This window comes from Massilia terrae, from assembly GCF_024753145.1.
Classification (GTDB): domain Bacteria; phylum Pseudomonadota; class Gammaproteobacteria; order Burkholderiales; family Burkholderiaceae_D; genus Telluria; species Telluria terrae.
Map to the genome: position 1 here is coordinate 262,894 of NZ_JANUGU010000001.1, position 13,902 is coordinate 276,795.

The 13,902-nt window shown below is 68.6% G+C and carries 11 protein-coding genes and 1 tRNA gene; 3 read left to right on the forward strand and 9 right to left on the reverse strand.

From position 1 onward, the window contains the following. Nucleotides 1–58 precede the first annotated feature (58 nt). Together NX778_RS01305 and NX778_RS01310 are read left to right on the forward strand one after the other, a co-directional pair. Nucleotides 59–634 (forward strand): elongation factor P, encoded by a 576-nt coding sequence (locus NX778_RS01305; RefSeq protein WP_258809881.1) that lies wholly within the window; start codon nt 59–61, stop codon nt 632–634. Nucleotides 635–802: 168 nt separating this feature from the next. After that, entirely contained in the window at nt 803–2,392 is a 1,590-nt protein-coding gene (locus NX778_RS01310; protein WP_258809882.1) for an amidase, read from the forward strand. On the opposite strand, the gene NX778_RS01315 is transcribed toward NX778_RS01310, so the two are convergent. The 9 genes from NX778_RS01315 to NX778_RS01355 all read right to left on the reverse strand — a co-directional run bounded on the left by NX778_RS01315 (nt 2,389) and on the right by NX778_RS01355 (nt 12,225). Further along, entirely contained in the window at nt 2,389–2,874 is a 486-nt protein-coding gene (locus tag NX778_RS01315) for a TssQ family T6SS-associated lipoprotein (protein WP_258809883.1), read from the reverse strand. The genes NX778_RS01310 and NX778_RS01315 overlap by 4 nt on opposite strands. 13 nt (nt 2,875–2,887) lie before the next feature. Further along, complete coding sequence (locus NX778_RS01320; protein WP_258809884.1) at nt 2,888–3,946, reverse strand: serine/threonine-protein kinase; 1,059 nt, start codon at nt 3,944–3,946, stop codon at nt 2,888–2,890. 77 nt (nt 3,947–4,023) lie between these two features. Then, complete coding sequence (gene dbpA, locus NX778_RS01325) at nt 4,024–5,424, reverse strand: ATP-dependent RNA helicase DbpA (RefSeq protein ID WP_258809885.1); 1,401 nt, start codon at nt 5,422–5,424, stop codon at nt 4,024–4,026. Nucleotides 5,425–5,435: 11 nt separating this feature from the next. Continuing rightward, nucleotides 5,436–5,666, reverse strand: a complete 231-nt coding sequence (locus tag NX778_RS01330; protein ID WP_258809886.1) for a hypothetical protein — start codon at nt 5,664–5,666, stop codon at nt 5,436–5,438. A 56-nt stretch (nt 5,667–5,722) separates the two neighbouring features. Continuing rightward, nucleotides 5,723–5,799 (reverse strand) — tRNA-Met (locus tag NX778_RS01335). A 53-nt stretch (nt 5,800–5,852) separates the two neighbouring features. Next, nucleotides 5,853–6,995 carry a methyltransferase gene (locus NX778_RS01340; protein WP_258809887.1) on the reverse strand — a complete coding sequence of 381 codons (1,143 nt, stop codon included), beginning with the start codon at nt 6,993–6,995 and terminating at the stop codon, nt 5,853–5,855. A 1-nt stretch (nt 6,996) separates the two neighbouring features. Beyond that, on the reverse strand, nt 6,997–7,209 hold the full coding sequence (locus NX778_RS01345) for a hypothetical protein (RefSeq protein ID WP_258809888.1): 213 nt from the start codon (nt 7,207–7,209) through the stop codon (nt 6,997–6,999). Between the two features lie 43 nt (nt 7,210–7,252). Beyond that, on the reverse strand, nt 7,253–10,996 hold the full coding sequence (locus NX778_RS01350; protein ID WP_258809889.1) for an AAA family ATPase: 3,744 nt from the start codon (nt 10,994–10,996) through the stop codon (nt 7,253–7,255). Continuing rightward, on the reverse strand, nt 10,993–12,225 hold the full coding sequence (locus tag NX778_RS01355) for an exonuclease SbcCD subunit D C-terminal domain-containing protein (RefSeq protein WP_258809890.1): 1,233 nt from the start codon (nt 12,223–12,225) through the stop codon (nt 10,993–10,995). Before NX778_RS01355 ends, NX778_RS01350 begins: the two co-directional genes overlap by 4 nt. A 102-nt stretch (nt 12,226–12,327) precedes the next feature. On the opposite strand from NX778_RS01355, the gene NX778_RS01360 reads away from it, so the two are divergent. After that, the gene (locus NX778_RS01360) at nt 12,328–13,575 is read left to right on the forward strand and encodes a winged helix-turn-helix domain-containing protein (protein ID WP_258809891.1); all 1,248 of its coding nucleotides are present in this window, start codon (nt 12,328–12,330) and stop codon (nt 13,573–13,575) included. The last annotated feature ends 327 nt before the right edge of the window (nt 13,576–13,902 follow it).

Sequence of the window (13,902 nt, forward strand, 5' to 3'; positions counted from 1 at the left end):
GAAAAACATGGTATGATGCCCGGTTACTGCAACCTTCTCTTAAAGACGCATACACCCTATGAAACCCGCAAAAGAAATTCGTGTTGGCAACATCATTATGGTTGACGCCAAGCCCTTCATCGTGCTGCGTTCCGACGTCAATGGTTCGAGCCGCACGGGCTTCACGTACAAGTGGAAGATGAAGAATCTCCTGACCAACGCACCGCTGGAAAACGTGTTCCGCGGCGATGACAAGTTCGACGTCGTGGTCCTGGACAAGAAGCCGGTGACCTACTCGTACTTCGCCGACCCGCTGTACGTCTTCATGGACGAAGAGTACAACCAGTACGAAATCGAAGAAGAAAACCTGGGTGACGCGCTGCACTACCTGAAAGACGGCATGGAGTGCGAGGCAGTGTTCTACGACGGCAAGGCGATCTCGGTCGAACTGCCGACCATCATCGCGCGCCAGGTGGTCTACACCGAGCCGGCCGTGAAGGGCAACACCTCGGGCAACGTGCTCAAGGACGCCAAGATCGAAAACGCGATCGAAGCCAACGCCCACATCGTGCAAGTGCCGCTGTTCGTCAGCAACGACGACGTCATCGAAATCGACACCCGTACCAACGAGTACAAGCGCGTCGTGCGCGGCTGATTTGCTGCGACTTGCCGGCTTCGCGCCGGCGACAAACGAAAAGCACGCCAGGTTAGCCTCGCGTGCTTTTTTGTTAGCTCTAATGCTCAAAGGGAACGACGGACAGGGAATTCCGAACGGAATCATTTTGCTGTTATCCTGTCGCCTTCCAACTGAGGGAGGACCGCAATGGATCGCAGGGATTTCGTTCGAATCGGACTGGCAGCGGGCGCCATGGCAAATGTGGCGCAGGCGGGCGCGGCCAGCGTGCCAGCCTCTGCCGGCGGCTTGCTGGATGCCGGCGTCGCTGAACAACAGGCCGCCCTGCGCGCCGGCAAGCTGACCTCGCGGACCCTGGTGTCGCAATACCTGGCCCGCATCGCCGCGCTCGACAAGGCCGGCCCGAAGCTGCATTCCGTCATCGAGCTCAACCCCGACGCGCTCGCCATCGCCAGCGAGCTGGACCGCGAACGCGCGGCCGGCAAGCTGCGCGGGCCGCTGCACGGCATTCCCGTGCTCATCAAGGACAATATCGCCACCGCCGATCGCATGTGCACCACGGCCGGTTCGCTGGCGCTGGAAGGCGTGCGCGCCAGCCGCGACGCCCATGTGGCCGAGAAGCTGCGCGCGGCCGGCGCCGTCATCCTCGGCAAGACCAACCTGTCCGAGTGGGCCAATATGCGCTCGACCCATTCCGTCAGCGGCTGGAGCGGCCGCGGCGGGCTGACCAGGAATCCCTATGCCCTCGACCGCAACACCAGCGGATCGAGCTCCGGCTCGGCATCGGCGATGGCGGCCGGCCTGGCCACGCTCGCGATCGGCACCGAGACCGACGGCTCGATCGTGTCGCCGTCCTCTACCTGCGGCATCGTCGGCATCAAGCCCACGCTCGGGCTGGTCAGCCGCAGCGGCATCATCCCGATCGCCCATTCGCAGGACACGGCCGGCCCGATGACGCGCAGCGTGGCCGATGCCGCATTGCTGCTGGCCGCGATCGCCGGCAGCGACGCCGGCGACCCCGCGACCCAGGACGCACGCGCCGCCGACTACGCCGCCGCGTTGCGCAAGGATGGGCTACATGGGAAGCGCATCGGCGTCGCGCGCAACTTCTTCGGCAGCAATGACGCGGTGGACGCGATCATCGACAAGGAGCTGGCCGTGCTGCAGGCGCAGGGCGCGGTGCTGGTGGACGTGGAAGTGCCGAACATCGACAAGTACAACGACACCGAAACCACGGTGCTGCTGTACGAATTCAAGCCGGACCTCGCGGCCTGGCTGGACAATTACGCGCCGCACGCGCCGGTCAAGAACATGAGCGACCTGATCGCCTTCAACAAGCAGCACGCCGCCAGCGAGATGCCGCATTTCGGGCAGGAGCACCTGGTGGCCGCGGAAGGCAAGGGCGGGCTGGACAGCAGCGAATACAAGGAAGCGCTGGCCAACAACCTGCGCTTCTCGCGCGAGGAAGGCATCGACAAGGTGCTGCGCGAGCACAGCCTGGATGCGCTGGTCGCGCCGACCGGCGGCCCGGCCTGGCTCACCGACTATATCAACGGCGACCATTACGGCGGCAGCTTCTCGTCGCCGGCCGCGGTGGCGGGCTATCCGCACATCACGGTCCCGGCCGGCTACACGCATGGACTGCCGGTGGGCATCTCCTTTGTCGGCGGGGCATGGAGCGAGGCGACGCTGATCGCCATGGCTTACGCCTACGAGCAGGCAACCCTGCACCGGCGCGCGCCGACCTTCCCGGCAACGGTGAACCTGAGGCTGGCCTAGCCGGCGCGGGCCTTGGCCTTGGCGAACACGGGACTCCACAGCGGGTGGCCGCGTTCGCCCGGCGCCAGGTCGAAGTTCGGGTCGAGCTTCAGCGCTTTCTCGAAGGCTTGCTGGCATTGCGCCGCACGGTTGGTGAGGCAATAGCTGAAGGCCGTGTACTTGAGCGCGGTGACGCGCATGCGCAGCGGGCCGTTGGCGACTTCGGGCGACGACAGCCGGCGGATGGCGGCGTTGTAGTCGCCGTTTTCATACAGGCGGATGCCTTCGCGCAGGGCTTGGGTGTCGCCGGCCGGGGGCGGGTAAGCCGGGGCCGCGCTTGGCGCGGGTGTTGGCGCGGGCGCCGGGGGCGGCGCTTTTGCGAGCACCGCTTCGGCGCGCGGGTGTGGCTTCGCGGGCGTGCTGGCGAAGTAGGGCGACAGGTCGGCACAGCCGGCCAGCAGGCTCAGGCAGCAAGCAAAGCGCAGGGCAAGTTTCACGTTCATCCGGCCATCTTCCTCATTCCGTGAAGTCCACTTCGATCTGCCCGGTACCGTGGTTGATCGAATGGACCTTGACGATGCGTGCGCCAAGTTCCGGGTTGACCACGCGCACCGTATGATTCCCTGGGGGCAGGGTCAGGACCTTGAGCGGCGGACTGACGCCGCGTTCGCTGCCGTTGACGTAGACCCTGCCCCAGGGCTTGATGAACAGCTTGTAACTGGTGGTGCCGGGCTTGGCGACGCGCTCCCGCGCGGGCGCCGCCACAGCGGCCTGGGGCGGCGCGGGTGGCGCCTCGGATGCGGCCTTCGGCGCCGCGGACTGCGCGATGATCGCGGGCTGCCCGGCGGATGTTTGCGGCGTCGGCACTGCCTCTGGCTTGCTGGACGGCGGCGCCGGTTCCGGCGCGGCGCCGGGCAGCGTGAGCACGATGTTTTCCTCGCTCGAGGTATCGCGCAACATCATCCAGTATGCCGACGCGGCGCCCATCAGCACGACGGCGGCAAGCCCGATCAGCGTCCAGCGCATGCCCTTGCCCATGCTCGCCAGTTTACCGGGACGCGGCAGGTTGGCCGCTTGCATGTAGACAGGATTAATTGCCGGAGTACCAAGCGCGGGACCGAGGGCGACAATGCCGAGCAGGTTGCGCAGGTCGGCAATGGTTTGCGGCCGTTCGGCCGGGTCGGCAGCGGCGCACTGGTCGACCGCGGTGACGAGCGAGTCGCTATAGCCCGGCAGGCCGCGCTTGCGCAGCGACATGGACGGGACTTCCTCTTGCGTGATGGCGTAGTGGATGAGCTGGCCCAGCGCCTGCACGTCGGCCGCTTCGCCGGGTTCAGGTGCGCCGGGCGCGGCCGGGGCCAGCGCGGGGTCGTTGTGCTCGTCGAGGAAGACCGTGTCCGCCGAGATGGGCGCATGGCCGCGCTGCAGCGCGTGCGCGCGTTCCAGCTCCTGCAGGACCTGGCGGAAGATTTTGCGGCACCAGACTTCGCTCACGACGTCTGGCTGCTGCGACACCACATCGCGCACCGGGCGCGCCAGCGCGGGAACCGCATTTGTGCTTGGACTGGTCATCATTGCAAAGGCCCCTTAGTCCTTGCAAATAATGCCAGATTCAGTCCCGCTGCGTCTGTGAGTTACTCAACCGTGCGTGCCTAAGCGGCGAGCAGCCGCATGCGGAAATGGCGTCCCTTGATGGCGCCGAATTCGCCGCCGAGCGGGGCGTTTTTCGACAGGCGTTCGAGTGCCTGTCCGGCCACCTCGCGCGCGACCGCGACGTAGCTGGTGAACTGCGTGATGTTGATCTTGCCGACCTGTTCGCGCGTGAGGCCCGCGTCGCCGGTCAGCGCGCCGAGCAGGTCGGCGGGGCGCAGCTTGTCCTTCTTGCCGCCGGCGATGCACAGCGTGAGCATCGGCGCCGGCGCGGGCGGCGTGTCCACGGGTGGCGGCAAGGGCTGCCAGTCGGCCGTTTCGCCGCTGGCGTTTTCCAGCTGCGCCACCCACTTCTTGTCGCGGCTGGTGCACAGGGTCAGCGCGAGGCCGGTGGCGCCGGCGCGGCCGGTGCGGCCGATGCGGTGCACGTAGACTTCGGGATCGGGCGTCATGCCGGCGTTGATGACGACATCGAGGTCCGCGATATCGAGGCCGCGCGCGGCGACGTCGGTGGCGACCAGCACCGATACGGTGCGGTTCGAGAACAGCAGCAGGATCTCGTCGCGCTCGCGCTGTTCGAGTTCGCCGTACAGCGCGCGCACCGCGAAGCCGCGCTCGTGCAGCAGGTCGGCCAGTTCCTGGCAATGTACGCGCGTGTTGCAGAACACGATGGCGGATCCCGGCGGCTGGTTGCCCAGCAGCGTGGCCACGGCGTCATCGCGCGACTCGAACGGCACTTCGTGGAAACGCTGCTCGATGCGCGGCCTGGTGGGCGCGGCATCGACCACGATCTCGACCGGGTCGCGCAGCAGTTCGCTGGTGGCGGCGCGGATGTCGTCCGGATAGGTCGCCGAGAACAGCAAAGTCTGGCGCCACTGGGGGCAGTCGCGCGCGACGGCGGCGATGTCGTCGTAGAAGCCCATGTCGGTCATGCGGTCCGCTTCGTCCAGCACCAGCACCTGCACGCGCTTGAGATCGAGCGTGCGGCGCGCCAGGTGGTCGCGCACGCGGCCCGGCGTGCCGACCACGATGTGGGCGCCGTGTTCGAGCGAGGCCGCCTGCGGGCGCAGCGCGACGCCGCCGGTGAGCGTGAGGATCTTGATGTTGCCGACGCCGCGCGCGAGGCGGCGCAGCTCCTGCGCGACCTGGTCGGCCAGTTCGCGGGTGGGGCACAACACCAGTCCCTGCACCGCGAACAGCGTCGGGTTCAGGCGGTTCAGCATGCCGATGCCGAAGGCCGCGGTCTTGCCGCTGCCGGTGTGCGCCTGCACGATCAGGTCGCGGCCTTCGAGCGCGGGCGGCAGGCTTGCGGCCTGCACCGGCGTCATCGACTTGTAGCCGAGCGTGTCGAGGTTGGCGAGGAAGCGCGCGTCGAGCGCGAGTGCGGAAAAGGGAGTGGTCATGGGCTGGCCTTTCAGGCCGGGGCCCAGACGGGCAGGCCGGTCAAATCGAGATTGTCGTCACGCTTCCACACGGGCAGGCCGGTGGCATCGGTTTCGTCGAGCAGTTCGAGCTGCTCCTGCTTGAGCGCGGCCCGGCGCGGACGCGGCGCGAGCTTCTTCGGCTCGGCCGGCAGCGGTGGCGGCGCAAAGGCCTCCTCGAAGCCCGGCAAGTCGATCGTCGCGTTGTCTTTCTTGTCTCTCATGCGCTGGGCCAGAAAACAAAAGCCCGGCTGCAGGAGTCGGGCTTGTTCCGTAAATCTGGTTGCGGGGACAGGATTTGAACCTGTGACCTTCGGGTTATGAGCCCGACGAGCTGCCAGACTGCTCCACCCCGCGTCTGATGCATGGATTGTATCGCGTCCGGGCTGCCGGCGCAAATCGGATTGGCTCTACGCCGCCGCGCGCAGCCGCCACAGCGACGTCACTTCGCGCGAACGCGCCGCGTGCAGTGGATCGCCGGCGTCGAGCACCTTGCCGTGCACCGGACGCGTGTCGTGGCGCGCCGCCACGTCGAGCCCCGCGTCCGCGATCCATCCGAGCAGCTGCTCGCGCGTGCGCAGGCCAAGGTGCTCGGCGAGATCCGACAGGATCAGCCAGCCTTCGCCCTGCGGCTCCAGGTGCGCGCCCAAACCGTTGAGGAAGGACTTGAGCATGCGGCTATCCGGGTCGTAGATCGCACATTCGATCGAGGAACTGGGTTTGCCCGGCAACCAGGGCGGATTGCAGAGCACCAGCGGTGCGCGGCCTTCCGGAAACAGGTCGGCCTTCACCGGCTCGACCTGCCCGGTGAGCCCGAGCCGCGCGATGTTCTCGCGTGCGCAGCCGAGCGCGCGCTCGTCCATGTCGGTGGCAATCACGCGTTGCACGCCGCGCCGCGCCAGCAGGGCCGCGAGCACGCCGGTGCCGGTGCCGACATCGAAAGCGAGCTTGCCGGCGCCGGCCGGCAGGGGAGCTTGCGCGACCAGTTCGACGTATTCGCCGCGCACCGGCGAGAACACGCCGTACCACGGATGGATGCGCGCATCCAGCGCGGGAATGGGCACACCCTTGCGGCGCCATTCGTGCGCGCCGATCACGCCCAGCAGTTCGCGTAGCGAGACCACCATCGGCAATTCGGCCTGGTCGCCGTAGGCTTCAAGGCAGGCTTCGCGCACATCGGGCGCGCGCCGCAGCGGGATCGTGCAGCCGGCGTCGATCGGGATCAGCAGCATCGCCAGCGTTCTTGCGCGCTGCAGCTGCGCCAGGCGATGGCGGTGGAACTGTTCGGTGGGCGTGGCGGGCGCCTTCGGCTTTTTGTGCTTGCCGCGTTTGTTCTCGATGCGGCGCACCAGCGCCTGCAGCAGCTGGCGCGCGTTCTGGTAATCGCCGCGCCACAGGAGGCCGGTGCCGTCCAGCGCGTGGCGGTAGGCCACGTCCGCCGGCATGGTGTCGTCGGCCAGCACCACGTTCTTCGGAACCGGCCAGCCGCTTTCGGAATGCCATGCGGCCGAGCGTTCCTCGCCGTGCTCGATCCAGTGGATGGGCGCGTTCATGTCAGTGATGGTGGTGCCAGTCGATGCCGCCGGAGGCGAGGAAGGACTGGACCGCGGCCGGTTCGCCGGTGGCGTGCAGCTTGACCTCGCCGCAGTCGCACACGCCGAAGTAGGGCTGGATGTGCGAGCAGGCGGACACTTTCTGCAGCTGGACCTTGACGGGCTTGGCGCACTTGGCGCACTTGAAGGTCAGGAAGCGGGCGGGTTTATTCATGATAGGCGGGCGGGATGCGGCAAAGCCGCGATTGTAGCACCCGCTACTGCACCGAGATGGCGCTGGCCCCGCCGCCCGCCGGCCGCACCACGATCTTGGCCGCGATCCGCTCGGTCATCTCGTGCACATGCGAGATCACGCCGACCTTGCGGCCCTGCGCCTGCAGCGCGTCCAGCGCTTCCATCGCCACGCCCAGCGTGTCGCTATCCAGGCTGCCGAAGCCCTCGTCGATGAACAGCGACTCGACCTTGACGCGATTGGACGACAGCGAGGCCAGGCCCAGCGCGAGCGCCAGCGACACCAGGAAGCTCTCGCCGCCGGACAGCGAATTGACCGGGCGGACCTCGCCGCCCATGTCCTGGTCGCGCACCATCAGCGCGAGCGACGGCCCGGTGGGGTGGACCACGCGCTCCAGCCGGTAGCGGCGCGCCAGCTGCGAGAGGTGGCGGTTGGCGTAACCGAGCAGCACGTCGAGCGTGAACTGCTGGGCGTAGTTGCGGAACTTCTTGCCGTCGCTGGATCCGATCAGTTCGGACAGCCTGGCCCACTTGCGTTCGATCGCTTGCTGCTGTTCGATCCCGGCCAACAGCGCCTGGCCCTGCACGCGCCGTTCGTCGTCCTGGGCGGCTTGCAGGCGCAGCGCGGCGGCCTGCTCATGCTGGCCGGCGCGTTCGCGCTCGACGGTTTCGAGCGCCGCGCCGACTTGTTCGGCGTCCGGGTAGCCGCCGGCCGGTGCGCTGGCGGCGTGCAGGTCGCGCTGGGCGCTGCGTTCGGCGAGCACGGTGGCGGCGGCAGCAAGCTGGGTCTCCAGCTGCTGCAGCGCCTCGCGTTCGCGCGCGAGCTCTTCGTGGCTGACGGACAGCAGCTTGGCCAGCGCAGCGCGGTCGGGGATGGGATCGAGGTCGTCGCCGCTGTGGGTGTACTTGTCGAGCCAGGCGGCCAACTTGTCGTCGATCTGTTCGGTGTCCGAGCGCAGGGTGGTGCAGCGGGCGTCGGTTTGCTGCAGCGATGCCTGCACCGCCGCTTCGCGCTGGGCCGCTTCGGCGTTCGCCTGCTGGCGGGCGGCAAGCGCGGCGCGCGCCTGTTCGACCGCGTTGGCGAGGGCCTGCTCGACCTGCTGCACCTTCATGCCTTCCCACAGCGTGGCGCGCTCGCGCTGCTTGTCCTTCACCTGTAGGTCGGCGCGAGTGAACTCGGCGCGCGCCGTTGCGGCGGCGCGCGCGGCATGGGCGGCATGCTCGGTCGCGGCGGACACTTGGACGTCGAGTGTCGCGATGTGTGCCGCGAGACTCACCAGCCGTTCCGATTGGACACGCCATGCGCTGGCATGGGCGGCGCATGCGCGGCGGTATGCTGCCGGGTCCTCGCGCCAGTTGGACTGCCAGCCGTCGCCGTCGGCCTGCGACAGCGGCTCGTCCAGCTCCTCCAGTAGCGCAGCCAGGGCGCCGGCGGCGGCTTCACGCCGGGCTTGCAGCGCCGTGCTGTCGGCATGCAGGCGCGCGGCCTGGTCGGCTTCCGTTTGCGCCAGCTGCAGCAGGCGTGCGTGTTCGGCGCGTGCGGCGTCGCAGGCTTGCTGGGCTGCGTCGCGCGCCTTGGCCGCCGCATGTGCGGCCTGCTCGCGGATGTCGAGGGAGGCGGCCTGCTCCTTGATTTCGCGCGACTGCTCTTCCAACCATGCTTCGCGATTGTCGGCTGCCGGGGCGTTCCGGTCCCAGGCCTGCGCGAGTTCGGCCACAGCGGCCGCGAGGTCGCTGCGTTCGGCGTCGAGCGCGGCCAGGCGCTGCGTGGCGCTGTCGGCGGCCTGGCGCTGCGCTGCCTGTGTCGACAGGTTGGCCTGCAATGCGCCGCGCGTGCGATCGACTTCGGCACGCAAGCCGTCCAGCAGCGCGTGCAGGCGTGGATCGGTGTGGCGGTAGGGATGGTCGGCGCCGCCGCACACGGGGCAGGGCGCATCGTCGCTCAATTGGGCGCGCAGTTGTTCGACGCTGTCGGCGCAAGCCAGTTCGGCGCCTGCCAGCATCCGTTCGGCCTGCGCCGCCGCTGCGGCAAGGCTGTCGTGATCCCGTGCGGCGGCGGTGAGCGCCTTTGCCGCTTCGTCCCGCGCCGAACTCGTGGCCGCATGCTGGACGTTGGCCTGTTCGAGGCGGCGCGCGGCCTCGGACCACCGCGCCCACAGTTTTTCCAGCGCGGTCACTTGTTCGCGGCGCTGGTCGATTTGCTGGCGTTCGGCGCGCAGGGCCGCCAGATCAAAGGCGCCAAGTGAATCGGCTGCCTGCTGGAGGCTGGATTCATGATCGCGCAGCGTCGCCTGTGCCGCTTGTGTCGCCTGCGCGGATTGCTGCGACCGTGCCGCCGCGCCGCGCGAGGCCGCATCGGCGGCGCGCAGCGAGACGTCGAGAGCAGCGTCATCGTGCGCGGCCTGCACTGCCTGCGACAGCAGCCGCTCCCAGCGGTCCCAATGCATGGCCAGCTGCTCGTGGCGCGCGTGCGCAGCCAGCCAGTTTCCGCTGTCCTGGTGTGCGTTGCGCGCCTCGTCGAGCTGGGTGCGCCGTGCCGACAGGGCCTCTTCGGCTTGCACCGAGGCGTTGGTGGCGGCATCCAGCGCGGTCGCCGACTGGTCGCGCGCCGGCAGCAGGGCGGCAATCGCGGCGTCGAGCTCCTTGGCCTTGTCGATCGCGGGCGCCGCATCGCGCTGCGCTGCCTGCGCTTCGGCGAGCGCGCGTCCCGCCTGTTCAAGCGCGGCCTCAAGGTGCCGGCGTCCGGCGAGCAGCGCGTCGAATTCCTGCTGCAGCTTGGCGCGCGCGTGCACGGCCTGCGCCAGTTCGCGCGCCAGGCGGTCGCTTTCCGCGAGCAGCGGGCGGGCCGGCTGCACCGCTTCCAGCGTCGCGAGGCGGCGCCGGCGCTCGCCAGCGGCATCGAGCAGCGCGCGATGGGATGCCAGCGCCTCCTCGGCCTGCTTCACATTGCGCCGCAGCTTGGCCAGCTCCTCGTGCCAGCGCCGCTGTTGTTCGAGCAGCGCGCGGCGCGCATCGACCTCGGCCAGCGCCAGTTCGGCCTGCGCCTTTTGCGCATCGAGTTCAGCGCGCGCCTCGGCCGGCAGCGGAGCCTGCATGGCCAGCTTATCGGTCAGCATCCGCAGCGCGTCCTGCTCGCGCCTGGCGCGTTCGAAAGCGCGGCGCGACATGTCGCTGTAGACCACGCTGCCGGTCAGCGTTTCCAGCAGTTCGCCGCGCTCGTTCTCGTCAGTCTTGAGGAAAGCCGAGAACTCGTTCTGCGCCAACAGCACGGCGCGCGTGAACTGTTCGAAGGAGAGCCCCACGCGCTGCGCAATTTCGGCGGCGGCCTCCGAATTGGTGCGGCCCACCTGGGCCATCTCCGGCAGCTGGTGCAGCGTGACCGAGGCCGGCTGCAGCGGCCCGCCCGGCTTGTTGCGCGAGCGCCGCACGGCCCAGCGCGCGCGGTAGCGCAAGCCATCGCTGCCGGCGAAATCGACTTCGGCATAGCCCTCGGCGGTGCCGCGCCGCAGCAGGTTGCGCGGGTCGACCGTGGATACCGGTTCACCGTTCACGTCCGGCAGGGAGCTGGCGCGCGGCCCGGTCTTGGGCAGGCGCGGGGTGGTGCCGTAAAGCGCGAGGCATAGTGCATCGAGCAGGGTGCTCTTACCGGCGCCGGTCGGCCCGCTGATCGCGAACAGGCCGCTCGAGGCCAGCGGTTCGGACTCGAAATCGACGCTGAATTCGCCCGCCAGCGAGGCCAGGTTGCGGCCCGCGATGCGCAGGATCCTCATGCCTGTGCGTCCTCCAGCATCAGCTCGGCGAAAGCCTCGACCTGCTCCTGCGGCGCTTCCTCGCCGTAGCGCTGTGCGTACAGGCGCCGGAAGATATCGTCCGGCTTGAGCTGCGCGAGCTGGTCGAGCGTCAGCGCGTCGTCGGCCGGCGCGGCGGTCGTGATCCGGCGGGTCGGCTCGATTTTCGCGAGGCGCACCGGCTTGCCCGCGAGCGCCGCTTCGACCTGCGCGCGCAGGCCGGGCTCGGGGCCGTCCAGCATCACCCGCACTTCAAGATAGGGCCGGGCGTGCTGCGGCTGTTCGGGCAGTTCGAGCGCCTCCAGCTGCGCCAGCACTTCGGACAACGGCGCCGGCGCCTCCGGCACGCGCAGCAGTTCGACGGCGCGCGGCACGGGAATCGGCGTCACCGCCGCCGCGCGGGCGCCATCGAGGTCGATGCGCAGGACCTGGTGCTTGTAGTTCACCTCGGAGAACGACAGTGGCAGCGGGCTGCCGCAGTAGCGCAGGTGCTCCTGTCCGCCTACGCGCTGCGCCAGGTGCAGGTGGCCGAGCGCGGCGTAGGCCAGCGCGGCGTCGAACATCGAAGCCGGCAGCGCGTCGGCGCCGCCGATGACGATGCGGCGCTCCGAATCCTGCGAGGGCTCGCCGCCGACCATGTGGCAGTGGCCCATCGCGATGATCGCCTGGCCCTCGGCGCAGCGCCCGCGCGCGATGTCGAAGGCCTGGCGGTACAGCGCCGCAATGCCGTTCAAGTAAGGATCGCCGTCGCCCTCGATGCGCGGCACGTCGCCCGGACGCAGGAAGGGCACCGCCATGCACCAGGCCTTGACCGCGCCATCGCGGCCGGTGAGCGGGACCAGCAGCCGCCCGGCGTCGATCTCGCCGTCCGGCTTGCGCGCCACGCTGCCGACGACCGTCGCGCCGTGCACCTGCAGCAGCGGCGAGGGCGCTTCCAGCCGGCCTGGCGAATCGTGGTTGCCGGCGATGATCACCACTTGCAGCCAGGGCGCGCGCTCGCGCGCCTGCTGCAGGAAGCGGTAAAGCTGCCGCTGCGACTGCGCCGACGGATTGGCGTTGTCGAACACATCGCCCGCGACCAGCAGCACGTCGGCCTGTTCGGCGACGATGGTCTCGACCAGCCAGTCGAGGAAGCACTGGTGCTCCCAGGAGCGGTCGTAGTTGTGCAGGGTCTGGCCGAGGTGCCAGTCGGAGGTGTGCAGCAGGCGCATGGAAATCGTGGCTCGATGTGGGCGGCGCTACTATAGCTCAGCCGTTCCCCATGCGCCGAGAAAAATCGCCGGGGATTGATCGAACGTCATTAGAATGCTGGCATGAGCGAACTGACCCTTTCGATGAGCGCCGCGCGCGCCCTCCACCTGCAGGCACAGCGCATGCTGCGGCCACCGCGCCGCAAGGCCACCAAGGCCGATGTGCTGGACACGATCCGGCACATGGGCATGCTGCAGATCGATACCATCCACGTGGTCGCGCGCAGTCCCTACCTCGTGCTGTGGAGCCGTCTGGGCGACTACCGGCCCGAATGGCTGGACCAGCACCTGGCCGAGGGCAGCTTGTTCGAATACTGGGCGCACGAGGCCTGCTTCCTGCCGATCGAGGACTATGGCCTGTACCGCCACCGCATGCTCGATCCGTCCGCGATGGGCTGGAAGTATTCGGAGACCTGGATGCGCGAGCGCGCCGCCGACGTCAAGCGCGTGATGGACCACATCCGCACGCACGGCCCGGCGCGCTCCTCGGATTTCGAGCGCACCGACGGGCAGGGCGGCGGCTGGTGGGAGTGGAAGCCGGAGAAGCGCTCGCTCGAAGTGCTGTTCACGGCGGGCGCGCTGATGATCGCGCGGCGCCACAACTTCCAACGCATCTATGACCTGGCCGAGCGCGTGCATCCGACGTGGCACGACAGCCAGATGCCGGCGCTGGACGAGGTGCGCCGCCAGTTCGTGCTGCGCACGGTGCGCGCGCTCGGGCTGGCGCGCGCGGCCTGGATCCCCGACTACCACCGCACCAAGCGCCCGCATCCCGATCCGGCCGCGCTGGCGGCGCGCGGCGAGCTGCTGTGCGCGCGGGTCGAGGGCTGGGATGATCCGGTCTACCTCCATCCTGAGCTGGAAGACGCCGCGCACCAGGCAGCGCGCGGCGAACTGGCGCCCACCCTGACCACGCTGCTGTCGCCCTTCGACCCGATTGTGTGGGACCGCAGGCGCGCACTCGACCTGTTCGGCTTCGATTACCGGTTGGAGTGCTACACGCCGGCCGAAAAGCGGCGCTACGGCTACTTCACGCTGCCGCTGCTGCGGCGCGGCGCGCTTGTCGGCCGCATCGACGCCAAGGCGCACCGGCGCGAGGGCGTGTTCGAACTGAAGGCGGCGATGCTGGAGCCGGGCGTGCGCGCGAGCGAGCGTTTCGCCAGCGACATCGCGGGCGCCCTGGTCCGCTGCGCCCGTTGGCATGGCTGCGAGCAGGTCGCGGTCGGCCCCGCCGAGCCGGCCGCGTTCGCCATCCAGCTGCAGGGCGCGCTGGGGGATGCTTCCATGCCGAAAGGAAAGTTCGCCGCCTGATAGTTTTGTCGCTTGGCAATCCTGTTGTGCCCGCCCCACACTGTCACAAGTGCGGCACGATTGATAAGAAATGTGCCACACTGGCCGTCCGCCTTTGCGTTAAATCAAACACAACGGTGGGAGGCTCTTTAAACTGTTAGTTCCCAGGGGCCGATGACAAGAATAAAATTCTCACAGGCCTGTTCAAAACGACATTCCCAGCCAGGTATCTCCCGCACGTCGGGGCGGTGCTTGCGTTGGCGAAACGATTCTGAGAGGAGACACGATGTTAACTGCGACATACACGCTGGTGGCACTGTCGGTCGAACAAACGAGTGTCCGAACCAG